This window comes from Salicibibacter halophilus (assembly GCF_006740705.1).
In the GTDB taxonomy this organism is placed as follows: domain Bacteria; phylum Bacillota; class Bacilli; order Bacillales; family Marinococcaceae; genus Salicibibacter; species Salicibibacter halophilus.
This window is the reverse complement of sequence record NZ_CP035485.1, coordinates 3550605-3575452: the sequence shown is the minus strand read 5'-3', so window position 1 is coordinate 3575452 and position 24848 is coordinate 3550605. Positions and strand designations below refer to the sequence as shown.

The window sequence follows — 24848 nt, the reverse complement described above, 5'->3', positions numbered from 1 at the left end:
GTCTTGTTGACCGAGTAGCCAACATTATTTTAGTACATTTTGCAATAACTTTCAAGCATTTCTTTAAAACTTAGGATAGACATTCTCCCAAAACTGAATAACGCTTAAGCGATCGACACCCGGGTGCAGCCCCATTCGGGTGGATAAACCGTTGGACCGATTAGTATCTGTCAGCTCCACGTGTCGCCACGCGTCCACCTCAGACCTATCTACCTTATCGTCTTTAAGGGGTCTCTCGGGAAATCTCATCTTGAGGCCGGCTTCGTGCTTAGATGCTTTCAGCACTTATCCGATCCACACGTAGCTACCCAGCCATGCTCCTGGCGGAACAACTGGTACACCAGCGGTGTGTCCATCCCGGTCCTCTCGTACTAAGGACAGCTCCTCTCAAATTTCCTGCGCCCGCGACGGATAGGGACCGAACTGTCTCACGACGTTCTGAACCCAGCTCGCGTACCGCTTTAATGGGCGAACAGCCCAACCCTTGGGACCGACTTCAGCCCCAGGATGCGATGAGCCGACATCGAGGTGCCAAACCTCCCCGTCGATGTGGACTCTTGGGGGAGATTAGCCTGTTATCCCCAGGGTAGCTTTTATCCGTTGAGCGACGGCCCTTCCATGCGGTGCCGCCGGATCACTAAGCCCGACTTTCGTCCCTGCTCGACCTGTCTGTCTCGCAGTCAAGCTCCCTTCTGCCTTTGCACGCTGCGAATGATTTCCAACCATTCTGAGGGAACCTTGGGGCGCCTCCGTTACTGTTTGGGAGGCGACCGCCCCAGTCAAACTGCCCACCAGACACTGTCCCTGAACCGGCTCACGGTTCGAGGTTAGGATGTTCATATCGCAAGGGCAGTATCCCACCGGCGCCTCCTCCGAAGCTGGCGCTCCGGGTTCCTTGGCTCCTGCCTATCCTGTACAAGCGATACGAAAACCCAATATCAAGCTACAGTAAAGCTCCATGGGGTCTTTCCGTCCAGTCGCGGGGGACCTGCATCTTCACAGGTCATATAATTTCACCGGGTCTCTCGTTGAGACAGTGCCCAAGTCGTTGCACCTTTCGTGCGGGTCGGAACTTACCCGACAAGGAATTTCGCTACCTTAGGACCGTTATAGTTACGGCCGCCGTTTACTGGGGCTTCAATTCGGACCTTCGCGCCTAAGCGCTAAGCCCTCCTCTTAACCTTCCAGCACCGGGCAGGTGTCAGCCCCTATACTTCGTCTTTCGACTTCGCAGAGACCTGTGTTTTTGGTAAACAGTCGCTTGGGCCTTGTCACTGCGGCTCCCCGGGGCTTTCAACCCCAAGGAGCACCCCTTCTCCCGAAGTTACGGGGTCATTTTGCCGAGTTCCTTAACGAGAGTTCTCCCGCGCGTCTTAGAATTCTCATCCCACCTACCTGTGTCGGTTTGCGGTACGGGCACCGATGCCCTTCCTAGAGGCTTTTCTCGGCAGCGGAGGATCGGGGACTTCGGTACTTCATTTCCCTCGCGGTCACGCCTCAGCCTTCACGTTGGGCGGATTTGCCTGCCCAACAGCCTCGGTCGCTTCGACGCGCTTCTCCATCAGCGCGCTCGCCCTACCTTTCTGCGTCCCCCCTTCGGTCTGACAGCCATCGGTGGTACTGGAATTTCCACCAGTTATCCATCGCCTACGCCTTTCGGCCTCGGCTTAGGCCCCGACTAACCCTGAGCGGACGAGCCTTCCTCAGGAAACCTTAGGTTTTCGACGGAAGGGATTCTCACCCTTCTTTTCGCTACTCATACCGGCATTCTCACTTCGGTGCGCTCCAGCCGTCCTCACGGTCGACCTTCACGGCACACCGAACGCTCCCCTACCACTCCAGAGGTCAGATATCAGAAACCAGAATTCGGAAAAACCAGAGACAGAAATCAATACGTTTTCCAATTTTGGATCATTCGATACAATTGCTTGCCCAATGCATCATATTGATGAAGAAGGCGATCAAATGCTTCCTTTGGGATGTATTCGAGATCTTTGGCCATTTCAAGAAGAACTTTCACTTCATCTTTTGAACCTTGGGCGATGAATAAAAATCGTTTAAAGTCAGCTAAAGAACTTTTCTTGCCATATCCTTCGGCAATATTGACAGGTATGGATGTTGCAGCTCTTCTTAGTTGACTCCCTAGTTCATACCTTTCGAAGGCTGGAAAGCTTTGCGTTAATCGATGCACATGAAGTGCTAAATCATAAGATAGTTGATACACTCTTAATTCTCGATAACTGCTCGCCATTTTCGTTCCTCTTTTCTCTGATTTCCGGCCTCTGACATCTGACCTCCGGAATCCACGGCTTCGGTGATGGATTTAGCCCCGGTACATTTTCGGCGCAGCGTCACTCGACCAGTGAGCTATTACGCACTCTTTCAATGATGGCTGCTTCTAAGCCAACATCCTGGTTGTCTAAGCAACGCCACATCCTTTCCCACTTAATCCATACTTGGGGACCTTAGCCGGTGGTCCGGGCTGTTTCCCTCTTGACGACGGATCTTAGCACTCGCCGTCTGACTCCCGGAAACCAAGTCGCTGGCATTCGGAGTTTGACTGAACTCGGTAATCCTGTGGGGACCCCTCATCCAATCCGTGCTCTACCTCCAGGACTCTTCCTCCGAGGCTAGCCCTAAAGCTATTTCGGGGAGAACCAGCTATCTCCGTGTTCGATTGGCATTTCACCCCTACCCACCCCTCATCCCCGTAATTTTCAACTTACGTGGGTTCGGGCCTCCAGTCGGTGTTACCCGACCTTCACCCTGGACATGGGTAGATCACACGGTTTCGGGTCGACGTCGACGTACTTCGCGCCCACTTCAGACTCGCTTTCGCTGCGGCTCCGTCTCTTCAACTTAACCTCGCACGCCATCGTCACTCGCCGGTTCATTCTACAAAAGGCACGCCATCACCCATGAACGGGCTCTGACCACCTGTAGGCACACGGTTTCAGGTTCTCTTTCACTCCCCTCCCGGGGTGCTTTTCACCTTTCCCTCACGGTACTGGTTCACTATCGGTCACTAGGTCGTATTTAGCCTTGGGAGATGGGCCTCCCTGCTTCCGACGGGGTTTCTCGTGTCCCGCCGTACTCAGGATCCACGCCGGAGAGGGCAGCGTTTCGCGTACAGGGCTCTTACCTGCTATGGCGGACCGTTCCAAGCCGCTTCCGCTACGCCGCCCCTTTGTCACTCCGTATGGCGTGTCCTTCAACCCCGGACGGCAAGCCGTCCGGTTTGGGCTCGCTTCCGTTTCGCTCGCCGCTACTCAGGAAATCGCGTTTGCTTTCTCTTCCTCCGGCTACTAAGATGTTTCAGTTCGCCGGGTCTGCCTTCATCTGCTTAATTAGTTGGGCAGATGATCTTCTCCCATGACGGAGAAGGGGTTCCCCCATTCGGACATCTCCGGATCCAAGCATACTTACAGCTCCCCGAAGCATATCGGTGTTCGTCCCGTCCTTCTTCGGCGCCTAGTGCCAAGGCATCCACCGTGCGCCCTTCCTTGTTTAACCACATGCAGGAATGGGTCTTTTCTAAGAAACACGTTCGTGTCTCTTCGTGACACCCGGTGTGTGTGTCGTTTTCGCTTTCTCGCGTTATTCAGTTTTCAAAGAACGTCGGTTGAGCAGTTGCCCGCTCAAAACTGAATGAAAAGCCGAAGCGCTTGCCTCCGGCCTCTCGCTCGGAGAGGCCGATGGGCTCCTTAGAAAGGAGGTGATCCATCCCCACCTTCCGGTAGGGATACCTTGTTACGACTTCACCCCAATCACCGGCCCCACCTTCGGCGGCTGGCTCCCAAAGGTTGCCTCACCGACTTCGGGTGTTGCCGGCTCTCGTGGTGTGACGGGCGGTGTGTACAAGGCCCGGGAACGTATTCACCGCGGCATGCTGATCCGCGATTACTAGCGATTCCAGCTTCATGCAGGCGAGTTGCAGCCTGCAATCCGAACTGAGAACGGCTTTTCTGGGGATTGGCTCCACCTCGCGGCTTCGCGGCCCATTGTACCGTCCATTGTAGCACGTGTGTCGCCCAGGCCATAAGGGGCATGATGATTTGACGTCATCCCCGCCTTCCTCCGGTTTGTCACCGGCAGTCAATGTCGAGTGCCCAACTTAATGCTGGCAACGACATTCAAGGGTTGCGCTCGTTACGGGACTTAACCCAACATCTCACGACACGAGCTGACGACAACCATGCACCACCTGTCACTCTGTCCCAAAAGGGAAAACCTTGTCTCCAAGGCGGCCAGAGGATGTCAAGGCCTGGTAAGGTTCTTCGCGTTGCTTCGAATTAAACCACATGCTCCACCGCTTGTGCGGGCCCCCGTCAATTCCTTTGAGTTTCAACCTTGCGGTCGTACTCCCCAGGCGGAGTGCTTATTGCGTTTGCTTCGGCACTACGGGTATCGAAACCCCTAACACCTAGCACTCAACGTTTACGGCGTGGACTACCAGGGTATCTAATCCTGTTCGCTCCCCACGCTTTCGCACCTCAGCGTCAGTCACAGACCAGAGAGTCGCCTTCGCCACTGGTGTTCCTCCACATCTCTACGCATTTCACCGCTACACGTGGAATTCCACTCTCCTCTTCTGTACTCAAGTGCGACAGTTTCCAATGCCATTCCGGCGTTGAGCGCCGGCCTTTCACATCAGACTTGCCGTACCGCCTGCGTGCCCTTTACGCCCAATAATTCCGGACAACGCTTGCCCCCTACGTATTACCGCGGCTGCTGGCACGTAGTTAGCCGGGGCTTTCTGGTGAGGTACCGGCAAACCTCCGGCATTTCCTCCGGAAGCTGTTCTTCCCTCACAACAGAGCTTTACGATCCGAAAACCTTCCTCACTCACGCGGCGTTGCACCGTCAGGCTTTCGCCCATTGCGGATGATTCCCTACTGCTGCCTCCCGCAGGAGTCTGGGCCGTGTCTCAGTCCCAGTGTGGCCGATCACCCTCTCAGGTCGGCAACGCATCGTCGCCTTGGTAGGCCCTTACCCCACCAACGAGCTAATGCGCCGCGGGCCCCTCTTTGAGCGACGGCCTTAAAGACCGTCTTTCTCCCCTCTCGCAGGCGCGAAAGCGGACGCATCCGGTATTAGCACCGGTTTCCCGGTGTTATCCCGGCCTCAAAGGCAGGTTGCCCACGTGTTACTCACCCGTCCGCCGCTGGCCTTCCGGAGGTGCAAGCACCTCCGGAAGGCCCGCTCGACTTGCATGTATTAGGCACGCCGCCAGCGTTCGTCCTGAGCCAGGATCAAACTCTCCATAAAAAAGTTTCGCTTCGCACACGGGGGTGTGCGGCGCTGACTCGCTTTATTTCATTGCGTTCGCTTGGCTTTTTCATTCAGTTTTCAAAGGGCAAATGTTAATGCCGCCGTTTAAAGCGACTCATTTATTCTAGCAAATGTTATCTTTTGTGTCAACAGATATTTTAGCGCTTCTCAAAGCGACCCGTTTACATTAACAAATGCGTAATCACAAGTCAATTGTTAATATAACCTTTCCCGTTGACGCGAATACTAAGATATCATGTAGGTGCAAGGTCGTCAACTGCTTCTATCATTTTTCTTTTTATAAATTTTTCCCGGGAACAACCTGAACAGTTAGACCCTAATTATTGCAGCACCCGCCCCATCATGTTTCAAAACAATGAACGTACTGAAATTCCTTTGCGTTCCTGCATAAGCAGTAATGGTTTAACGTTAACAAGATGTGATACAATAGAGACAAGACCCAAAACGTGTCGGATCGAAAGCAAGGAGGTAACACCGTGGCAAAAATCAACCGGATTCGTACATTTGCGATGGCTTTAATATTCATCGGAATATTTATTATGTACATTGCCATCTTCGTATTCAGCAACAACCCTATTCTAATGTCTATCGCGATGATCATCGGATTTTTATCCGTTATATCCAGTTCCCTTGTCTATTTATGGATCGGCATAAAATCAACGCAAACGATTCATGTCAATTGCCCCAACTGTGAAAAACAAACGAAAATACTTGGACGGGCAGATGCTTGCATGCATTGTGACGAACCGTTAACCATTGACCCTAATTTGGAAGGGAAAGAATTGGACGCTCGCTATAACCGCAAAAACTTCCAATCATAGCGGTTGCCCCTATAATAAAAGCCCTGCATCTATAATGGATGCGGGGCTTTTTTATAAGTGAACCGGTTCCTTGCTTGCACATGATGGACATTTTCCGTATATCTCCATCCGGTGGGAATCAACTTGGAAATTTGTGACATGCTCTGCCAACGTTTCCACTTCATCCAAAACAGGGTAATGAAAATCAACGATCTTCCCGCAATCTTTGCAGATGATGTGGTAATGGGTATCCGTTGCTGCATCAAATCGGCTGGAAGAATCACCGTATGTCAATTCATTAACAATACCGACTTCCTTAAATACACGAAGATTATTATATACCGTCGCTACGCTCATATTCGGAAACTTTTCCTCAAGCGCTTTATAAATTTCATCCGCAGTAGGGTGGCTCATGGTTTCGAACATAAATTCTAAAATCGCATGACGTTGCGGCGTCATTCGAACTTTAGCTGCTTTCAACGATTCAACCGCCTTTTGAAGATTTTCATTCTCCATCGTCGTCATGCACCCCTCTTTCAATAACAATTGTTCCAATATAATATATAATTTAACTTTAACGGAATACAATGTTGGTTGTCAACGAAAAGGATTTCTTTTCTTTGCTTATGATTCATCATTATATAGGGACAACCAGTCTTCGCCTTCGGAGGTGTTCAACATAAAGGACGTATAACGATATCGTTGGCGCCCTTCGATGTTCTTTTTTTTCTCTAATTGAAGGCAGGCGTCCTTCATCGATTGTTTCAGTTGCTCAACGTCCCGCTCATTGCAACCGATTAAAAACGTTGTATTGCCCTTGCGGCGAAAACCGCCGCTACTCGCCAACTCCGTAATGCGGAAGCCTTCGTTTTGCAACCTGTTTTCCATATGATCCCGGTATACATCATTGACAATGCATACGAATAATTTCATCAGCTCCATCTCCCCACGCAAAGGTAATTATCATAAAGAGCTAAAAGATAAAACGAAGGCTTCCGCCAACTCGGCGGCAACCCCGGTTTATTATATTATTCCGTCAAGATCTTCCGATCCCTTATTATAGTATAGCAAAAACCGTACCGGGGGATGCCCGATTTTCTGCTACGCACCGCTCTTTTCTGTCAAATAAGCGCGAACTTCATCTACATGGCCACCCACACGAACCTTTCGCCATTCCTTTGTAACAATCCCGTCCGGGTCTATGACAAATGTGGAGCGAACAATCCCCATGGATTCTTTCCCGAAGTTCTTTTTCAATTGCCAAACTCCATATTTATTCGCAGCATCTTGGTCCGGATCTGATAACAACAAGAACGGGAGTTCATGTTTACTTGCAAATTTTTCATGTTTTTCGATTGGGTCAGGGCTAACGCCAAGGACGACGACATTTTCTTCTTGTAGATCGGAAATCGCATCCCTGAAATCACATGCTTGTGTCGTACAACCCGGGGTCATGTCTTTCGGATAAAAATACAATACTACCGTTTGTCCTTGATAATCGCTTAACGTCACTTCCGAACCGTCGTTTGCTTGCAATGTGAAATCAGGGGCTTGCTTACTTGTCAATTCCACGTATCCCATCTCCTTCTCGCTTTATATCTACTTCTTCTTCCATTATGCCTCCTTCATCCATGCTTTGTCTAATCATTGTCTGCTAGAATAGGTAGAGTAAGTGATCGAATCGGAGGTATGAACAATGAACATTCAGCACTCAAAAGAACTATATAAAGAAGCGGAAGCACATATCGTTGGCGGAGTGAACAGTCCTTCTCGCGCTTTCAAAGGCGTTTCCGGAGGTACTCCCATCTTTATGGAAAAAGGGAAAGGCGCTTACCTCTATGATGTGGACGGAAACGCCTATATTGACTATATTGGCGGTTACGGACCAATCATTACCGGGCATGCCCATCCGCACATTACACAAGCGATTACGAATGCGGCGCAATCCGGTGTCCTTCTCGGCACCCCCACATCCTTGGAAAACCATTTTGCAAAAAAATTAAAGGATGCCATCCCTTCCCTCGAAAAAGTTCGCTTCGTCAATTCCGGCACAGAAGCGGTGATGACGACGATTCGTGTCGCGCGCGCCTACACCGGACGGGATAAAATCATTAAATTTGCCGGATGCTATCACGGACATTCCGATCCGGTTCTTGTCGCTGCCGGCTCGGGCCCCGCAACATTGGGTTCTCCGGATTCAAGCGGGGTTACGAGTAATACAGCAGAAGAAATTATCACGGTTCCTTTTAATGACGTTAAAAGCTACCGAGAAGCGCTCGAGACTTTCGGCGATGACATTGCTGCTGTACTCGTTGAACCGATCGTCGGCAATTTCGGTATCGTGGAACCCGAACCCGGCTTTCTTGAAAAAGTTAACGAAATGACACATGATGCCGGTGCGCTTGTCATTTACGATGAAGTGATCTCAGCCTTTCGCTTTCACTACGGAGCAGCCCAAGATCTTCTCGGAGTTTATCCCGATTTAACGGCGATGGGAAAAATTATTGGCGGCGGACTGCCGATCGGCGCTTACGGGGGAAAGTGGACATCATGGAAGAAGTAGCCCCGTTGGGACCAGCCTATCAAGCGGGGACAATGGCAGGAAACCCCGCCTCTATGAACGCAGGTATCGCTTGCCTCGAAGTACTGGAGGACAAGCAATTATATGATAAACTGGAAACACTAGGGAAACAGCTTGAAGACGGATTGCAGAATATCGCGACCAACGCTCAAGTGCCCGTACAGATCAATCGTAAAACAGGGGCGCTTACCTTGTATTTCACCTCCAAGCCTGTGAAAAACTATGACGATGCAGATGCCACAAATGGCGAGCATTTTTCAATATTTTTCCATTCCATGTTGGAACAGGGGATTCACCTCGCCCCCTCCAAGTTCGAAGCCTGGTTTTTGACGAGCGCGCATACGCAAGAAGCTATAGCCGCGACTCTAGATGCAGCTGAAACCGCTTTTCAAGCAATTAAAAATTCCTGATTAGAAGGGATGACACTTATGCCTGAAGACGAACAGAAAGAATATTTGGAGGAACCGTTACGCTTATTCCGGAAAAAAGTAATGCCTAAATTACCTTCCCCTATCCAAAAACGTGTCTCCGGAGAGTTAGAACGGCTCGAAGAACTCTTTGTGGAATCGCGCCCCCTCGTTTTGCCATTGTGGGCAGGCGAGGCGCGGGGAAATCGACCCTCGTAAATGCTATTTTTCAAGCGCCGGTAGCTGAGATCGGCGCTGTTACCGCCGAGACCGAACGCGGATCTTGGCATACGTACAAAAATAACGCCCAAAAAGCCGTCATGGAAGTGTTGGATACACGGGGGTTCGGGGAAGGGGATAAAACACACTTCCCCCATGCTGAACAAGATACCTGGGAGGAAGCCTTATCCTCCCGCTATCCAGACGCCATTTTATTTCTTGTGAAAGCAAAAGAGGTAGACGCCCGTGTTACTGAAGATATTGAGCAGTTAAAAAAACTTCGGGAAATGATTAACAAGAAACATGATTACCTGCCTCCGGTGATCGGGATTGTCACACAAGTAGATGAGCTTGATCCTGTGTATGATACTGACCCTCCCTTTGAAGAAGAAAAGGTTGCCAATATCGGGCAAGCGAGCAACCATATGGAGCATATGTTGAAAAAGCATTTGCCCGAAGTTGCAGGCACCCTTCCGGTTTGCGCTTATATCGCCTTTAAAAATGGAGAAATGGTCTATGACCGACGTTGGAAAATTGATGAACTGATCGATTTTTTGCTCGAACAGCTGCCGAGTAGCACGTGGATGCAGTGGGCACGCATTACACAGGCAAAAACGATTCAAGTCCGCATTGCCAAAACAATCGGGAAAAGTGCATCCGCGATCACCGGCGGCGTTGGCGCCCAACCGATCCCACTCGCAGACTTGCCGGTCATTACCGGGATGCAAATGTCCATGATCGCCGGGATTGCTTACGTATCAGGGAGAAAATTGGACCGAAAATCGATGGCCGAGTTTTTGGGAGCAATAGGTGCCAATGTCGGTACAGCTTTCGCGTTTCGCCAATTAGCAAGATCATTAAGCAAAGTGACGTTCCCAGTCGCCGGCCATGCCATCTCCGGAACATTGGCAGCAACAGCTACATGGGGTTGTGCAGAGCTGCCATCGTTTACTTCATCGAAAAGCGTCCGGTCCACGAGGCAAAGGAAGCTTATAAAAACCAATCAGAACCACCGGCCGATGAATCGGATGAGAGGTGAATCCTCTTGCACCTCCCATCATTCACCTCTCACTTCCAGTATGAAAGGAGCGCCGCTGTTCTATGAAATTTGGCGCCCGTATTTTTAAGACGGGATTGGCTGTTATACTCGCCCTTTATGCTGCGCATTTACTCGGATTGGAGCCTGCGTTTTTTGCAGGGCTGACGGCGGGGCTGACGATCCAGCCATCCATTTACCGTACGTATCAAAGGATTCTCCATCAAGTTCAAGCAAATTTTATCGGGGCTGCTTTGGCGGTTATTTTCGGACTTGCCTTTGGTCACGAGCCTTTCGTGATCGGTGTCGTGGTCATGATTGCAATCGCCATCATCCTTAGGCTCGGCCTGGACTCCTCCACGATACCGGTTACGCTTGTAACGATTGTGATCATCATGGGACAAGGTCCCGGTCAAACCCCCGATGACGGATACGCCCTGTTCGCCCTATCCCGTTTTTCTTTAATCATGCTCGGTGTCTTTTCGGCTTTTCTCGTGAACTTGTTTTTCTTGCCGCCAAAGTATGAAAATAAATTATACGACGAAATTTTCGCCACGACTGAAAACGCCGCCCGTTGGATCCGGTTAATCACACGGCAGGATACGAATGTTCAAGCAAGGCGGGAAGACTTGGAGGAATCTCACGATAAACTCGTGGAACTGGACCAGCTTTATTTATTTTATAAAGAAGAACGCAATTACTTCAGGAACAACAAATTTGCAAAAGCTAGGAAACTTGTTCTTTTTCGGGAGATGCTGACAGCCACGCGACAACTTATCCATGTACTCGGCTCCCTCGATAAAAGGGAGAACGATTTTTATCATCTTCCCGAACATATGCAACGGCTCGTCCAACAACAGCTCGATCACCTTACCAATTATCACGGACGAATCATGGCGCGTTATTCCGGGAAGGTGACGACGCAAATGACTGATTTTATGAGCGAGGAAGCAGATGAAGGCAATGAGTCATTAACAGAGTCATTTATGAATTCGTATGATTATCAGGAACTCAGCCGGGAAGAGTGGCTGAACCTGCTTCCGCTAATCGCCTACATTATCGAATATAATTCGCAACTGGACCACTTGGATCGGCTGCTGGAAAGCTATTTCACCTATCATCAAGAAGATGAAAATTGAAATTTCCGATCGAATTAGCGATAAAAAAGAAATTGTTCGTACCAATATTCAACGAAAGGTTTGGAAAACGGACCTTTCCCGGCGTAAATCCAATGTTTGAGCTCGTGGAGCCCCTCGGCAATTTTTCGCTCTACATCCGGGCATAAGCCATTTCTTTGCGATGTTTCTCATATTCGTCTTCATCCAACAGTCGGATCGTATGATCCGGCGTTATTTTTACGTCCAAATCATAATCAATATATTTCAGTGCTTCTTGGTCAGCGAGACAAGGAGAACTAATGTTACAGTAATAATGGATTCCATCGCTCCGAATCATCGCGATGGCGTTAAACCAGTGGTGATAATGAAAATAAAAAATCGCCGGCTCTCTCGTTCTCCATTCAAAGCCATTGCTTTCTCTCACAATGGTTCGGTCATTTCCTCCAATGATCTCTTTTGACGTTTTTTTTAAAATCGTGGACGCTTTCCAAATGCGATGCAACCTGCCATTATGTTTGTAACTTTGAATTTCCATGGTTTCTCCTACTCCCGGAAGCATATGATTTACCCCTTTATCTATAAAAAATGCGTTCCAATGAATCTTCGTCACAGCTAAAAAAGGCGTTAGGTCACTCAGCCTTGATCAGCATTATACATGATGGCTATACTGGTCGTCGAAAGGCTGCTGGAAATAAACACACATTTACGGGCTAAGAAGGTGCGGTTATATGGGGAGATTGGAAAAATTGCAAACGTTTATTATTTTAATTGCTGTAGGTGTTGGATTGTTACTGGGACAACTCCCGGTTATCGAACAATATGCAGCGCTTTTCATTACACCGTTTCTTTTGCTCATGTTGTATGGGATATTTCTATCCATCCCTCTTCGCCAAATAAAAAGCGCTTTTCGAAACCTTAAGTTTTTAAGTGCGAACACGATCGTCAACTTTATATGGACACCGATGTTGGCATGGGGTTGGGCGCGATCTTCCTCGCCGACCACCCCGCGCTGTGGATCGGGTTTATCATGTTGATGGTAACGCCATGCACCGACTGGTATTTAGTATTTACAGGGATTGCCAAGGGTAATGTTCCGCTATCGGCCTCTGTTCTTCCGATCAATCTCGTTCTGCAATTACTCCTTCTTCCTGTGTATTTGCTCATTTTCGCGGGAACGATGGAAATGGCCGAATTCACTACAATCCTGGAAAGCGTCATTCTCGTTTTAGCCTTGCCTTTTGCTGCTGCCCACCTTACACGTTATTTGCTTAAAAATAGAAGGACATTCGAAAAAACATGGGTACCATTTTTCGCAAACGGACAGATCTTCTTTTTATCATTAGCAATCATCGCCATGTTCGCTTCTCAAGGGTCTTATTTGCTCAATAATCTTGAACTGCTTTTTCTCTTATTCATCCCGATTCTCATTTTTTTCTTTATTAATTATGGTATCGGGCGTGGGATTAGCCGGATCCTGAACTTCACCTATGCAGATGCCGCGAGTTTTCATTTAACGATTATTGCAAGAAATTCTCCCGTTTCTTTGGCTATCGCGATCACTGCTTTTCCGGAAGAGCCTTTGGTTGCGTTGGCTTTGGTCATCGGGCCGCTTATTGAACTGCCCTTACTCGCCGTTGTATCCAAGCTGTTACTTATGAAAAGGGAAAAGTGGTCGCATCTGTAATCGTGCAAACAAAAATGGGAGCCATCCGATAAAGGACGCTCCCATTTCGCTTCTGAAGCTTATTGATTGTTGTTGTTTTGTTGGTTTTGTTGTCTGTTTTGTTCTCTGTTTTGCTGTCTGTTCTGTTGGTTGTTTTGCTGGTTGTTTTGCTGGTTTTGATTCTGTTGGTTCTGGTTTTGCTGATTGTTCTGCTGCTGGTTTTGGCGCTGTTGATTTTGGTTTTGGTTTTGTCTTGCCATCTCTAATCACCTCCACGTTTCTTAACATGCCCGGAGGTAAGAAGAATATACAAAAATTTTATATACAGAGAGAGATTCCGCCATCTACAACAATCGTTTGCCCCCGAATCATGGATGCCCGGTCAGACAATAAAAATAGGACTGCATCCGCAAGGTCGGACCGTTCCACGAGCCTTCCTGCAGGGGTTTTCGCACGGGAGTCTTCCAATAATTCATCCCGATTCGGGAAATGGGCCAATGCATCGGTGTCCACAATTCCTCCGGAAACCGCATTTACACGGATATTTTTCTCGGCCAATTCCACCGCTAAATAGCGGGTTAGCGATTCTAATGCTGCTTTTGAGACACCGACGGCAGAATAATGATCCAAGACGCGAATGGAGCCTATGGACGTTAGGCTAACCATCCGTCCGCCGCCGTTCTTTTCCATCAGCGGAACCGCCCTTTGCGCACAAAACAGCAAAGCTTTTGCATTAATATTCATTGTCCAGTCCCAATGGTTTTCCTCGAGTTCCATCGCCGGTCGCAAAACACCGGAAGCAGCATTGTTCACAAATACATCCAATCTGCCGAATTCCTCTTCGAGGGTTGCAAACATCTCATCGATTTTTTCTTTTTTGCTTACGTTTGCTTTCACGATAAACGCTTTAGAACCGTGCTCTTCTACCTGCCTGGCGGTTTCTTCCGCCCCTTTTTTGCTGCGCGCGTAGTGAATGGCAACGTCATACCCCTCTTTCGCCAGGCGGATCGCTGCTTCTCTTCCGATTCCGCGGCTGGACCCTGTAACGAGTGCCACTTTGTTTTTATTTTCCATCAAACATCCCTCTCTTTCCGTGAATCATTGTACCATTAATCGTTAAAAAAAGGGATTATACCAAGCCCCATACGGGAAATGGAAAAATAAATGAAGGGAGTGGGGCAATCATGGAACGAAAGCTATTCTATATCACTTTAGACCAAGCGATGACCGGGATTTCGGAAGTAAGAACAGAAGATAATAAAATCCAATATGAAATTAGGGTAACCGAAAGGGAAAAAGAACAAATTCAACAATTACTGGAAAGAATTAATGAAGAGGATGTGGAGCCGCAAGAAATTATTGCTCGGCCGTTTAATGAAGATGCCGCCGATCGAGATAAAGAACAGATGGGAGAAGACATGCAAAAGCTTTTTGGTTATCTCTATGATTACGGGACCGAGAAAACACGATCATTCATCGAACAATTGCGGGAACATTAATTTGATTAATTTGGAGATTGCTTGACATTTTTTTCAACCAATAATTCCCCTCTTATGTCCACACGATAAGAAAAGAAGCGCGGGAAGGAACCTTTTGTTTGCATCCCTCCCGCCCACTACCATCGATCATACAGGGGGAATATCATCAATGCCGAAACGTACGTACTATGTCAATTTAAACCCGACAAGCATGGAGGACATTACTACGTCAAAAATCAATGACCATGAGCTTATTGAGTATGAAATTGAAGCTACAGAAGAGCAAATCTCCGATCTGCAACAATTGCTGCTGGATGCACAAACACACGACATGGAACTTGCAGATTTATTTTCTTTCAGGCATTTTAATGAAAATTTCACAACAGCCGACAGTGAACGGTTTCAGCACGGCCTCAATCAAGTGTACAGAACGATCTATGAGCTCGGCACGCAAGAAACTAAAGAAAAGATGGACAGCATGGATTCATCCCCGCTCACGAACGATGAATGAAGAAGATGAGTCTACAATTGCTGCTCCCATATTTTTTGATGGGATACGGAGAACGCCAACTGTCTTGCTTCTTTTTTCGTTAGCCACTTGCCGCTTGGGCTCGGTGTCCGAACTTCAGCTTTGGCACGAAACACGCGAATGTCCCAAATCAGGTGGCTGAAAACATGGTCAAACCGTTGCTCCGTAGCTCCCAGTTCGACGTCGACATGATGCGTCTCTTTTAAATAATCACTCATTGCTCCATGTTGCAGCTCAGGCGTTGCCTCTATCATCGGAAACTGCCACATCCCGGCAAGCAACCCTTTGTCGGGTCGTTGTTCAACGAGAATTTCTCCCTCCTTATTTTCGAGAACCGCAACCGCCATTGTCCGTCGTTGTTGTTTTTTCTTTTTAGCTTTTACCGGTAGCTGCTGGACCATCCCCCGTTGATAAGCCCGGCACGTATTATTTACCGGACAAGCAGCACAATCAGGGTTTTTAGGTGTACAAACCAACGCTCCCAATTCCATCAAGGCTTGGTTAAAATCCGCGGGAGAATTGCCGGCCATAAGCTCGCGCACCTCTTGTTCCACCTGTTTACGTGTGCGTTGTTTTCCAATGTCATCGCCAATCAACAACACACGTGCGAGCACACGCATAACGTTCCCGTCAACAGCCGGCTCTTCAAGATCATAGGCAATGCTCATCACAGCCCCTTTGGTATAGGGACCGACCCCTTTTAGCGATGCAAAATTTTCCGGGCTTTTCGGAATTTCGCCATCGTAATGGTGGACCACTTCTTTTACTGCCGATTGTAGGTTACGGGCGCGTGAGTAATAACCTAACCCTTCCCACGCTTTCATCACATCGTCTTCTTCTGCCTCAGCTAAAGCTTCCGGGCACGGGAATTTATTCATGAAATTTTCAAAGTAAGGTTTAACGGTATCCACTTTTGTCTGTTGCAACATGATCTCTGACACCCATATTCGATAAGGGTCTTTATTTTCCCGCCATGGCAGCTGCCGTTTATTTTTTTCATACCACTGTAATATCCGTCCAGAGAATTCCCCAATGGGAAACGTCTCCAAATGGTGTGAATAACGAGTCATTTATATCGCTTCCTTCAAGATACAATCGTCGCTGAACGATCGCGAAATGCCCAACAGTTGATTTGCTCAAGCGGCTTGTGCACCCAGTTTCCCAATTCGCCAAAGCGCGGATGTTCCTTGGATCTCCGAAGGCTTTTTATGCGCTCGTACGTTTCGATTGACGGCACCGTAAATAATTCCACATATAGTCCCGGCTGCTCCAATGCTTCGAACCAGCGAAAATTTTTCACACCCATGTCGTTTAATTCACTCACGATTTCGTTCATCCAAGCTTGGTATGCTTGTTCTTTCCCTTCCACGATCTTGTATTCCATAAAAACTTGGATAGGCTGCTCCTTCATGTATGTACCTCCTTGCTTTCGGGTATATATAGGTTAAAGCACGTTTACTACAATAAAAATATCTGCTATCCTAATGGTTACGATCAACCAGAAAAATTTCTAAAGGAGGAGAATACCGGGTATGGACACTGCTTCCCATGCGGTTATGGGGGTCGGAATCGCCGGCCTTGCCACATTGGACCCGGTGATTGCCGAAAATGCCGCAACCATGCACGCCGTTGCGATCGGAGTTATCATTGGATCACAAGCACCTGATTTTGACACGGTGCTGAAAATGAAAAATAATGCCTCCTATATTACAAACCATAGAGGAGCCACCCACTCAATTCCTGCCGTTCTCCTCTGGTCTATCCTCATTTCCGCCGTCATCTATCTGTTTATACCGACCGCGAGCTTGTTCCATTTATGGTTATGGACGTTTCTCGCTGTGGTGATTCACGTGTTCGTTGATATATTTAATGCTTACGGAACGAAAGCACTGGCACCGCTTAGAGATAAATGGATTGCAATAGGCTCCATTAACATTTTTGATCCATTTATTTTTATTTTACACATCGCGGGCATGCTCTTATGGTTGACAGGCGCTGATCCTGGATACACGTTCTTGTCCATCTACATGATCATTGCCCTTTACTATGTATGGAGAATGAAGGTGCGGAACAGGGTAATTCGACACGCCCGCAGGCTTCACCCGCACGCTACCCATGTTTTCGTCTCTCCAACGTACCGATGGTCCGAGTTTCACCTTGTCATTCGTACTCAGGATCACCTGCATGTAGCCACTTGGAAAAAGAAATCAATACGCTATCTGGAAAGCTATTTATTTGAACCGATCCCAGATGACCCGATTATACAGGCCGCCCTTGAAGATCAAAACTTATCGGCGTTTCTCTCCTTTTCCCCTACCTACCGATGGGAGATCGTGGGTCGCCCATTCGGTTACGATGTCGTTTTCACCGATTTGCGGTATCGATCCGCCGGATACTATCCGTTTATATCGGTCGTTCGGCTCAACCGGGATTTAACGATCACAGGGTCGTACACAGGTTGGATTTACGACCTGGAAAAATTGGAGTACAAACTGCAAACGTCCGGAAAGTCCAAAAAGAAAAAAAGAGCACGGCTGCTGAACGCAACGTGAACGATTTTTTATCGTTCACGTTTATTTTTTATCGAGAAGGGCGATGGGAATGGCCGACAACGAGTCATCCCCGTCTCTGTGCCCCCACGCGAACACGCCGTTCATATAAGAGATGACAAATTTACTTGTTTCAGCATCAGGCTCGCCCTCTATCGTATACGTTTCTCCGGGGGCGAAATCATCTGGATTTAACAAATACGACTCCGCGATCACTTTTTTTCGTTCATGAACCGCAAATTCACTTACCATTCCTTTTTGCTCCGCTTTTTTCGACAATTCATTTAATCGTGCAACCTCTGCAGTCAGCTCTTGATTCGTCATTTGTCCGTAACGTTGATTCACCTTGTTTTACCTTCTTTCTTCGTTTTGGGTTTCAAGGTATTCATCAATCATCGTCAATGAAAAACCTTTTTTGTAGAGGTGTTCTTTTAGCTTTTGCTTTACCTTTCCTTGTTCAAATCGCCTCTCCAGTTTATGCGCTGCCTTTTCCGCCTGCAAGTGTAACGCTTGCCATTCATCGTTTGCATCCCGGCTGAAATCGTGCGCTTCGAAAGCGACAGTAATGGTCGACTGCTGAAAACCTTTGCGCAACAATGCCTCGGTCAGCTTTTTCTTTTTCATGGTCATGCTATCTTTGGAAGTTGTTTTCTCCTTTTTCTCGATTACTCTTAAAATAACATCGATTTGCTTTTCCTCATCGTATTGTTCCAGCGCTTCTGTAACGGAGGAATCACTAACACCTTTCTCCTGCAAATATCGACGCATGCTTCCCGGGCCTTTATCCGTCGTGCTCATCATGGTGCGCACATACGTATGGGCATATTCTTTATCATTGATATACCCGCGTTCCTTCATTCGTTCAATGACCGGCTCGATATGATCGATGGGAATCTCTTCGTTTTGAAGCTTGTCGCGGACTTCCGCTTCCGTACGCATACGTTTTGCCAAAAAATGCAACGCCTTTTTGTTCGCCTTCTCCACGTGATCGTCTTGAATGATTTCATCCAGTTCGGCAGCCGTGATTTCTTTGTCCTTTGCCAATCCCCAACGCACCAAAATACTTTCGTGGACGCCACAGGCAAATCGCTCACCTTGCCCATTCTTAATGTACAAATTGTAACGGTGTGCATCTTTTTTTTGTGTTGCAATCCTTGAAATTTTTATATGATCACCTGCTTGTTTTTCAATCGCACGAATAGGGAAAAGAACAATAAAGTGAAACTTCCATCAGAGGGGCTTTCCCTCTGATGGTTAGTTGAACCAACCGGGGTGTTAGTCGCCCGTTAGCTCCCGCTTATGGGCGCTTACCACCGGGATATATCATCGTTGATGAAGGAGTGAACCTCATGCATATCGTGATTACAGGAGGAACAGGCCTCGTCGGGAAAGCACTTACTGAAAAACTGCGTTTCCTCGGCCACTCTGTCTCCATTCTAACAAGAAATGCTCAAAACAAACAGAATGAAAACAACCTGCAATATATCGAATGGCTTTCGGATAAAAAACCGGAAAAGGAACTCAAAAATGTAGATGCGATCGTAAATTTGGCAGGCGCATCCATTAGCAGCAGATGGACGAAAAAGCATAAAGCACGCATTAAAAACAGCAGAATGGAAGCGACGAGGGAATGCATCCGCTTGATGGAAAACTTGGAACACGGACCTCCAAATGTTTTCGTAAGCGCGTCAGCCATGGGTTACTACGGCATATCGGAAACGGACGCATTCACCGAAGACAGTGCACCGGCAAATCAAAATTTCTTACAGGAAGTGAGCAAAATATGGGAAAAAGAAGCACAGCCCGCGGAAGAGTTGGGTGTGCGCACGGTTTATGGAAGATTCGGTTTAATCCTCGATAACAGCGAAGGGGCGCTTCCAAAAATGATGCTTCCTTATAAACTGGGCGTCGGAGGTCCGATCGGAAATGGAAAGCAATGGTATTCCTGGGTCCACCGTGATGATGTGGCAGCCTTTATCATCCATGCACTGGAACAGGCTCACGTCGAGGGCGTTTATAACGTCACTGCCCCAAATCCGGAACGCATGCGTGATTTCGGCAAAAAAATCTCCAATGTGCTGAATCGCCCCCATTGGCTTCCTACCCCTGCATTTGCGGTGCGAACAGCACTTGGGGAAATGAGCGTGCTGGTGACCGACGGACAAAAAGTTATCCCGGAACGTACACTGGAATCTGGGTTTCGATTTCAATACGAAAAGGCGGAAGAAGCGTTAGCTTCCCTCTTGGAAAAAGAATAACGGGAGGATCGAACAGAAGGGTTTCCCCTGAATTTAAAAGACGCACAAACTGCGCAAACCAGTTTGTGCGTGCCACGACCTTCTAAAATCTTTAATACAACTTTCCATGCCTATATAAAAGCGTGATCAACCTCATAAGGGCGAGTTTATAGCATAACATTCTTGTCGTTTCATGGTTCTCGGAATAAAAATAATGGTCATAAACGCGGTGGCATACGTCTATCATTTTCTCGCTCATTTCCGTAATAACGTCTTCTTTCGTATACGGTTTCGGAACATTTGACTGCATCCACTCCAGATAAGAAACATGCACGCCGCCTGCATTCGCCAAAATATCCGGGATAACCATAATTCCGTTGGTTTCAAAATATTCGTCGGCTGTCTTGTTAATGGGCGCATTTGCTCCTTCCAAAAGGATCTTCGCCGACACGTCTTTCATATTTTCTTCCGTAATTTGGTCTTCAACTGCAGCCAAAATGAGGAGATCGCATTCACTCGTCAGCACGGCCGTTGGAGGCTCGATTTCCGCTTGAACATTGGCATCCTGTAATTCTCCTGCCGAACGCGGCAACCGCCGGTGCTGTTCACTATACGAAAACAGTCTTTCTATGTCCAAGCCATTTTGGTTATGAAGGGTGACATCCTCATCCGATACGGCGACCACAATATGTTCATCTTCACACTTTATTGCTTCATTTGCCGCGATGCTTCCAACATTGCCAAACCCTTGTACCGCAACTTTCGTTGATTGATCGCTCTCGGCTAACGTTTTTAGGTTTTTCCAGCTTTTCGGCCTTGTTACCTTCGTTGTCTCGGCATTTTTTAACCATTCGTTCATCAAATAATAATAACTCAAAAATGTACCAATGCCCGTGGCTTCCCTGCGGCCTTCAACGCCACCGTTCACCGCGCTTTTTCCGGTAAAGGAATTCACATAAGATTGACCGGGCGTAATCGTTTTATATTCACCAACCATCCAATCAATCACTTTTTCATTTGTGCCCAAATCCGGAGCGGGAATGTCATTGGTTGGACCGAGATCAGGCTTTAACCGTTGGACATATTTCTTGCTGACTAGATTAAGTTCTCGGGAAGATAAATTTCTGGTATCGACAAACACCCCTCCTTTGGCACCTCCGAAAGGGAGTTCATGAAGAGCGTTTTTAATCGTCATCAAAATGGCAAGATTTTCTACTTCCTCTTCATTTACAGCGGGGCTGAAACGTATCCCCCCTTTATAAAAGCCACTAATGTTATTATGTTGAACGCGGTAGGCCGGGATTCTTTCGATCGTTCCATTGTCTCGTGAGACGCGGATGTAACTTTTTATGATTTTATCCGTCGTTTTTATAATCTCGGCCGCGGAATCAAACACTTCTCCATTCTCATTGCCTGTAAATTCGTTACGAAACGGTTCCTTTTTTAACTTATCGACAACCTTCTTAATTAAGTTTCTTGTTTCGTCTCGACTCAACCTTCATCACACTCCTTCATTCGTTCCTATAATCATACTTAAGGTCATACTCTTCCATTCCCATAAATGACCGATATAAACACATATCCTTAAAAGTCAAAGAATCGCAAGCAAGATCGTAACCGTCGGAATACTGATTAAGGTTGTCACGAGTGTAGTACTCGCGACCAGCCTCGGTTGGGCATTAAATTGCACCGAAAACATAACGATGTTGGCGGCCGTAGGCATGGCAGCGGTTAAAATGAGAACATTGGCCAGCAATGGTTCAATGGGAAGGACGCTCGTAAGGCCAACGGCAATCAATGGAGAAATCAATAGACGGATCACAGTATTATAACTGATTTTTTTCCATTCAAACCCACGTAGGGGGATTTGCGCCAGTTGCATGCCAAGGACAATCATGACTGTCGGAATGGTGGCGATGCCGACCATTTCAGTTACATCCGTAATGGCAACGGGCATCGCGGGCAAGAATTGCGCCAGCAAAGCTGCTGCCAGCGCCCAGGTCGCCGGCATCGTCACGACAACCTTTAACGCTTGAATCATTGTCCCCCTGCCTTTGGTAGCATAATAAACGCCAAAACTGTTCATGATTACGGATTGAATAACCATAAGGGTAACGGCATAGGCAAAGCCTTCTTCCCCAAAGGCAAAGAGAACGATCGGAGCCCCGTAATTTCCCGCGTTCATAAATGCGGTGGAAAGAATGATCCCGGTTTCCTTCTCCGGGGAAAGCTTAAAGAAAAAAGAAACCAGCTTATTCAAAATGATGAGAATCAATAGAAGCATAATGGCAAAAATCAACATGTATGCATACTGCATGTTAAGTGTTGCATGATAAAGCGTATCGAATACCAAGCAAGGCGTCATGACGTAAATGGCGACCGTCGAAATAGGTTTGATATCTACAGATTTCCATTTTTGAATCAAAAATCCGAGTGCGAACACAAGCACAACCGGAAGAACAACCTCGAAAAATATTTGCAACCTTCTTCTCCTCTCCTGGTGCATGATTTCTGATAGCTTTCCCCGGTGATCGTGTTTAAGATTGCAGAAAAAGATCCATTTAATAACACTCAGCGGAGTGATGCGAAAATTCGACAAAGGATAACTTCTTCAGCACAACATAAAGGGTGCACATTGAATAAGTGTACCAGGTCTTCTTCCTGATTGTCAGAAGAAAATCTGTATGTAGCCTAAAATAGGAACGCGCGCCGGAAAGTATGATGGAGGCGAATCCCCTTTGTAAGCGAACAATTTTGAAAGTCCACCTCCTTTGCAGTGCTGAGCTGGCAAATATATTAGTAATCCCCTCTAACACCTTGCGCAAATAACGCCAACTCTTTCTTAGCCGCTTAAATCGCATTTAATCACATTTAAAGCGATTTGAATTTTTTATCAAGCATGCTATTATAATATCCATGGCCCGGATGGGCTACATACGCAGCTGAATTTTCCCATAAAAAAGTGGTTTGAATATTCCTCATTAAGGGAATTGGAAGTAAGGTGCGTAAATATTTTAAAGGTGTGATAGGATGAGTGCAACTACAATGTTGCAGAAAGAATCTTTAACTTTTGACAAACCGACTGTACAAGACGGAAGCAAAATGTGGGAGCTTGCCAAAAAACTTGGTTTGGATCTTAATTCTTCGTATAAGTATTTAATGATGAGCGAATACTTTTCCGAAACTTGTGTGGTCGTCAAGGAAGAAGGGGAACTAGTTGGCTTCATTACTGCGTTCATCCTACCTGAAAAAGACGATACAGTATTTGTGTGGCAAGTTGGCGTAGACAGCTCGCAGCGCGGGAGAGGGTTGGCCTCTCGGATGCTTGATGAATTGATTGAGCGCAATGCTTGCCAGGAAGTCAAATACCTTGAAGCGACCGTCACCCCGTCGAACGACGCTTCGCAAAAACTGTTCCGGCGACTTGCCCGTACCAACGAAACCGCCTGTCATGTGTCGGAATGTTTCTCCGAAGATTTGTTCCCGGGGGATAACCACGAGCCGGAGCTTTCGTTTAAAATCGGTCCAATCTTTCGGTAGAACCGAGACACAGGCCAGTCGTGTACGTGTATTTAATGAAGGGAGACGTTGCAACCATGACTACTAACAAAATGCAAGTTTTTGAAGAAAAAGAATCCGCGGTGCGAAGCTACAGCCGTAGCTTCCCCACCGTTTTTCACAAAGCGAAAGGTTACCAACTATGGGATGAAGCAAACAACGAATTTATTGACTTTTTCTCCGGAGCAGGTGCTCTGAATTATGGCCATAATGATGAGCGCATGAAGGAAAAATTAATCGAATATATCAAAGAAGATGGCATCATCCATTCTTTGGATATGGCTTCCAAGGCGCGTCGGGAATTTCTTGAAGCTTTTAATTCCACGATTTTAGAACCTCGCAACATGGATTATAAAGTAATGTTTCCCGGACCGACCGGAACCAACAGTGTAGAAAGTGCGCTGAAACTTGCCCGCAAAGTAAAGGGACGGACGAATATTGTCAGCTTTACGAATGGGTTCCACGGAATGACACTTGGCTCCCTTGCCGTCACTTCCAATGAATTTAAAAGGGCCGGTGCCGGTGTTCCGCTCGGAAATGCACTTACGATGCCATATGACAAGTTCGTTCATGAATCAGTGGAAACGCAAATGAAGCACATCCGCAGCTTTCTCGACCGAGCCGGAAGCGGCGTAGACAAACCAGCCGCCATCATATTGGAAACGGTGCAAGGCGAAGGTGGACTTAACGCCGCCAGCAATGAATGGTTGCAGGAAATTGAGCGCTTGTGCCGCGACATTGACGCCCTCCTGATCGTCGATGACATTCAGGCAGGGGTTGGACGCGCGGGATCCTTCTTTAGTTTTGAATCTGCCGGAATCAATCCGGATATTATTTGCATGTCCAAATCAATTGGCGGTTACGGAATGCCAATGGCAATTACCCTTATCCGTCCTGAACTTGACCAATGGGCACCGGGCGAACACAACGGTACATTCCGCGGGAACGCCCCGGCCTTTGTGACCGCCACTGCTGCACTGGAATATTGGAAAGATCCTTCTTTTGAAAAAGAAATTGCTAGAAAATCAGATAAGATCACTGCATTTCTGCAAAAGATGATTGAAAAATATCCAGCGTTAAAAGGAAGTTTACGCGGCCGCGGCTTCATACAAGGCATTCGTTCGGATGTGGAGGACCTTGCAAACAATGTATCCTGGCACTCCTATAAAAATGGTCTAATTATGGAAACCGCAGGGCCTAATGATGAAGTCTTTAAACTATTCCCGCCGCTAATTATCGACGACGAAGGCTTGGATGAAGGTTTACGGCGTCTTGAACTTGGCATTAGCGACGCGGTTAGTGAATAACCTTTTCGTGCGTTTACCCGTTGCATGGCGACGGCAAAGGATAGATCGTCAGGGTCAAATGTAGTTTGGCCCTC

General features: G+C 47.4%; 21 protein-coding genes, 2 rRNA genes and 3 pseudogenes. 12 read left to right on the top strand and 14 right to left on the bottom strand.

Annotation, left to right across the window (positions count from 1 at the left end):
* Positions 1–139: 139 nt before the first annotated feature.
* Together EPH95_RS17540 and EPH95_RS17535 are read right to left on the bottom strand one after the other, a co-directional pair.
* Positions 140–3513, bottom strand: a 23S ribosomal RNA gene (locus EPH95_RS17540).
* 195 nt (positions 3514–3708) lie between these two features.
* Positions 3709–5268, bottom strand: a 16S ribosomal RNA gene (locus EPH95_RS17535).
* Together the 16S and 23S rRNA genes form the textbook arrangement of a ribosomal RNA operon.
* 500 nt (positions 5269–5768) lie before the next feature.
* On the opposite strand from EPH95_RS17535, the gene EPH95_RS17530 reads away from it, so the two are divergent.
* Positions 5769–6113, top strand: a complete 345-nt coding sequence (locus tag EPH95_RS17530; protein WP_227003970.1) for a YgzB family protein — start codon at positions 5769–5771, stop codon at positions 6111–6113.
* Between the two features lie 51 nt (positions 6114–6164).
* Here EPH95_RS17530 and perR read toward each other — a convergent pair whose 3' ends face one another.
* The 3 genes from perR to bcp form a co-directional block, all read right to left on the bottom strand.
* Positions 6165–6608 (bottom strand): peroxide-responsive transcriptional repressor PerR, encoded by a 444-nt coding sequence (perR, locus tag EPH95_RS17525; protein WP_142091674.1) that lies wholly within the window; start codon positions 6606–6608, stop codon positions 6165–6167.
* A gap of 108 nt (positions 6609–6716) precedes the next feature.
* A complete protein-coding gene (locus EPH95_RS17520) occupies positions 6717–7025 on the bottom strand; it encodes a cyclic-di-AMP receptor (RefSeq protein ID WP_142091256.1) in 309 nt (102 codons plus the stop codon).
* A 168-nt stretch (positions 7026–7193) separates the two neighbouring features.
* Positions 7194–7664: a thioredoxin-dependent thiol peroxidase gene (gene bcp, locus EPH95_RS17515; RefSeq protein WP_264371966.1), complete on the bottom strand. Its 471-nt coding sequence runs from the start codon at positions 7662–7664 to the stop codon at positions 7194–7196.
* A gap of 124 nt (positions 7665–7788) precedes the next feature.
* On the opposite strand from bcp, the pseudogene EPH95_RS17510 reads away from it, so the two are divergent.
* The 4 genes and pseudogenes from EPH95_RS17510 to EPH95_RS17500 all read left to right on the top strand — a co-directional run bounded on the left by EPH95_RS17510 (position 7789) and on the right by EPH95_RS17500 (position 11474).
* Positions 7789–9083: pseudogene (locus tag EPH95_RS17510) on the top strand (glutamate-1-semialdehyde 2,1-aminomutase).
* Positions 9084–9101: 18 nt separating this feature from the next.
* Positions 9102–9299, top strand: a complete 198-nt coding sequence (locus tag EPH95_RS19010; RefSeq protein ID WP_160141839.1) for a hypothetical protein — start codon at positions 9102–9104, stop codon at positions 9297–9299.
* The gene (locus EPH95_RS17505) at positions 9263–10426 is read left to right on the top strand and encodes a GTPase family protein (protein ID WP_160141838.1); all 1164 of its coding nucleotides are present in this window, start codon (positions 9263–9265) and stop codon (positions 10424–10426) included. The genes EPH95_RS19010 and EPH95_RS17505 overlap by 37 nt, the downstream gene beginning before the upstream one ends.
* Positions 10401–11474 carry an FUSC family protein gene (locus EPH95_RS17500; RefSeq protein ID WP_142091253.1) on the top strand — a complete coding sequence of 358 codons (1074 nt, stop codon included), beginning with the start codon at positions 10401–10403 and terminating at the stop codon, positions 11472–11474. Before EPH95_RS17505 ends, EPH95_RS17500 begins: the two co-directional genes overlap by 26 nt.
* A gap of 14 nt (positions 11475–11488) precedes the next feature.
* On the opposite strand, the pseudogene EPH95_RS17495 reads toward EPH95_RS17500, so the two are convergent.
* Positions 11489–12012 (bottom strand): annotated as a pseudogene (locus EPH95_RS17495) (DUF402 domain-containing protein).
* Positions 12013–12181: 169 nt separating this feature from the next.
* Here EPH95_RS17495 and EPH95_RS17490 point away from each other — a divergent pair.
* Positions 12182–13137, top strand: a pseudogene (locus tag EPH95_RS17490) (arsenic resistance protein).
* Between the two features lie 59 nt (positions 13138–13196).
* Here the strand turns inward: EPH95_RS17490 and EPH95_RS17485 are convergent.
* Together EPH95_RS17485 and fabL are read right to left on the bottom strand one after the other, a co-directional pair.
* Positions 13197–13376, bottom strand: a complete 180-nt coding sequence (locus EPH95_RS17485) for a hypothetical protein (protein WP_142091252.1) — start codon at positions 13374–13376, stop codon at positions 13197–13199.
* Between the two features lie 58 nt (positions 13377–13434).
* A complete protein-coding gene (gene fabL / locus EPH95_RS17480; protein ID WP_142091251.1) occupies positions 13435–14190 on the bottom strand; it encodes an enoyl-[acyl-carrier-protein] reductase FabL in 756 nt (251 codons plus the stop codon).
* 110 nt (positions 14191–14300) lie between these two features.
* On the opposite strand from fabL, the gene EPH95_RS17475 reads away from it, so the two are divergent.
* Positions 14301–14615 carry a hypothetical protein gene (locus EPH95_RS17475; protein ID WP_142091250.1) on the top strand — a complete coding sequence of 105 codons (315 nt, stop codon included), beginning with the start codon at positions 14301–14303 and terminating at the stop codon, positions 14613–14615.
* 148 nt (positions 14616–14763) lie between these two features.
* Positions 14764–15105 carry a hypothetical protein gene (locus tag EPH95_RS17470; protein WP_142091249.1) on the top strand — a complete coding sequence of 114 codons (342 nt, stop codon included), beginning with the start codon at positions 14764–14766 and terminating at the stop codon, positions 15103–15105.
* Between the two features lie 11 nt (positions 15106–15116).
* Here the strand turns inward: EPH95_RS17470 and mutY are convergent, their stop codons facing one another.
* Together mutY and EPH95_RS17460 are read right to left on the bottom strand one after the other, a co-directional pair.
* Positions 15117–16193, bottom strand: a complete 1077-nt coding sequence (gene mutY / locus EPH95_RS17465) for an A/G-specific adenine glycosylase (protein ID WP_193556989.1) — start codon at positions 16191–16193, stop codon at positions 15117–15119.
* 14 nt (positions 16194–16207) lie between these two features.
* Entirely contained in the window at positions 16208–16534 is a 327-nt protein-coding gene (locus EPH95_RS17460) for an MFS transporter (protein WP_142091248.1), read from the bottom strand.
* Between the two features lie 121 nt (positions 16535–16655).
* On the opposite strand from EPH95_RS17460, the gene EPH95_RS17455 reads away from it, so the two are divergent.
* On the top strand, positions 16656–17675 hold the full coding sequence (locus EPH95_RS17455) for a metal-dependent hydrolase (RefSeq protein WP_142091247.1): 1020 nt from the start codon (positions 16656–16658) through the stop codon (positions 17673–17675).
* A 21-nt stretch (positions 17676–17696) separates the two neighbouring features.
* Here EPH95_RS17455 and EPH95_RS17450 read toward each other — a convergent pair whose 3' ends face one another.
* A complete protein-coding gene (locus tag EPH95_RS17450; protein ID WP_227003969.1) occupies positions 17697–18017 on the bottom strand; it encodes a YfhH family protein in 321 nt (106 codons plus the stop codon).
* A 6-nt stretch (positions 18018–18023) separates the two neighbouring features.
* Positions 18024–18824 carry a recombination regulator RecX gene (gene recX, locus EPH95_RS17445; RefSeq protein WP_227004163.1) on the bottom strand — a complete coding sequence of 267 codons (801 nt, stop codon included), beginning with the start codon at positions 18822–18824 and terminating at the stop codon, positions 18024–18026.
* A 197-nt stretch (positions 18825–19021) separates the two neighbouring features.
* On the opposite strand from recX, the gene EPH95_RS17440 reads away from it, so the two are divergent.
* The gene (locus EPH95_RS17440; protein WP_142091245.1) at positions 19022–19930 is read left to right on the top strand and encodes a TIGR01777 family oxidoreductase; all 909 of its coding nucleotides are present in this window, start codon (positions 19022–19024) and stop codon (positions 19928–19930) included.
* Positions 19931–20021: 91 nt separating this feature from the next.
* On the opposite strand, the gene EPH95_RS17435 is transcribed toward EPH95_RS17440, so the two are convergent.
* Together EPH95_RS17435 and EPH95_RS17430 are read right to left on the bottom strand one after the other, a co-directional pair.
* Entirely contained in the window at positions 20022–21404 is a 1383-nt protein-coding gene (locus EPH95_RS17435; protein WP_142091244.1) for a Glu/Leu/Phe/Val family dehydrogenase, read from the bottom strand.
* A 96-nt stretch (positions 21405–21500) separates the two neighbouring features.
* Positions 21501–22391 (bottom strand): AEC family transporter, encoded by an 891-nt coding sequence (locus tag EPH95_RS17430; RefSeq protein WP_142091243.1) that lies wholly within the window; start codon positions 22389–22391, stop codon positions 21501–21503.
* Positions 22392–22939: 548 nt separating this feature from the next.
* Between EPH95_RS17430 and ectA the strand changes: the two genes are divergently transcribed.
* Both ectA and ectB read left to right on the top strand, forming a co-directional pair.
* Complete coding sequence (ectA, locus tag EPH95_RS17425; protein ID WP_142091242.1) at positions 22940–23449, top strand: diaminobutyrate acetyltransferase; 510 nt, start codon at positions 22940–22942, stop codon at positions 23447–23449.
* A 56-nt stretch (positions 23450–23505) separates the two neighbouring features.
* On the top strand, positions 23506–24774 hold the full coding sequence (gene ectB / locus EPH95_RS17420; protein WP_142091241.1) for a diaminobutyrate--2-oxoglutarate transaminase: 1269 nt from the start codon (positions 23506–23508) through the stop codon (positions 24772–24774).
* The last annotated feature ends 74 nt before the right edge of the window (positions 24775–24848 follow it).

Coding starts and splice junctions, on each gene's coding strand:
- EPH95_RS17440 (WP_142091245.1), top strand. CDS start 19,022: ATGCATATCGTGATTACAGGAGGAACAGGCCTCGTCGGGAAAGCACTT.
- EPH95_RS17460 (WP_142091248.1), bottom strand. CDS start 16,534: ATGAAGGAGCAGCCTATCCAAGTTTTTATGGAATACAAGATCGTGGAA.
- mutY (WP_193556989.1), bottom strand. CDS start 16,193: ATGACTCGTTATTCACACCATTTGGAGACGTTTCCCATTGGGGAATTC.
- EPH95_RS17470 (WP_142091249.1), top strand. CDS start 14,764: ATGCCGAAACGTACGTACTATGTCAATTTAAACCCGACAAGCATGGAG.
- EPH95_RS19010 (WP_160141839.1), top strand. CDS start 9,102: ATGCCTGAAGACGAACAGAAAGAATATTTGGAGGAACCGTTACGCTTA.
- EPH95_RS17455 (WP_142091247.1), top strand. CDS start 16,656: ATGGACACTGCTTCCCATGCGGTTATGGGGGTCGGAATCGCCGGCCTT.
- ectB (WP_142091241.1), top strand. CDS start 23,506: ATGACTACTAACAAAATGCAAGTTTTTGAAGAAAAAGAATCCGCGGTG.
- ectA (WP_142091242.1), top strand. CDS start 22,940: ATGAGTGCAACTACAATGTTGCAGAAAGAATCTTTAACTTTTGACAAA.
- EPH95_RS17485 (WP_142091252.1), bottom strand. CDS start 13,376: ATGGCAAGACAAAACCAAAACCAAAATCAACAGCGCCAAAACCAGCAG.
- fabL (WP_142091251.1), bottom strand. CDS start 14,190: ATGGAAAATAAAAACAAAGTGGCACTCGTTACAGGGTCCAGCCGCGGA.
- EPH95_RS17500 (WP_142091253.1), top strand. CDS start 10,401: ATGAAATTTGGCGCCCGTATTTTTAAGACGGGATTGGCTGTTATACTC.
- EPH95_RS17520 (WP_142091256.1), bottom strand. CDS start 7,025: ATGAAATTATTCGTATGCATTGTCAATGATGTATACCGGGATCATATG.
- EPH95_RS17475 (WP_142091250.1), top strand. CDS start 14,301: ATGGAACGAAAGCTATTCTATATCACTTTAGACCAAGCGATGACCGGG.
- perR (WP_142091674.1), bottom strand. CDS start 6,608: ATGGAGAATGAAAATCTTCAAAAGGCGGTTGAATCGTTGAAAGCAGCT.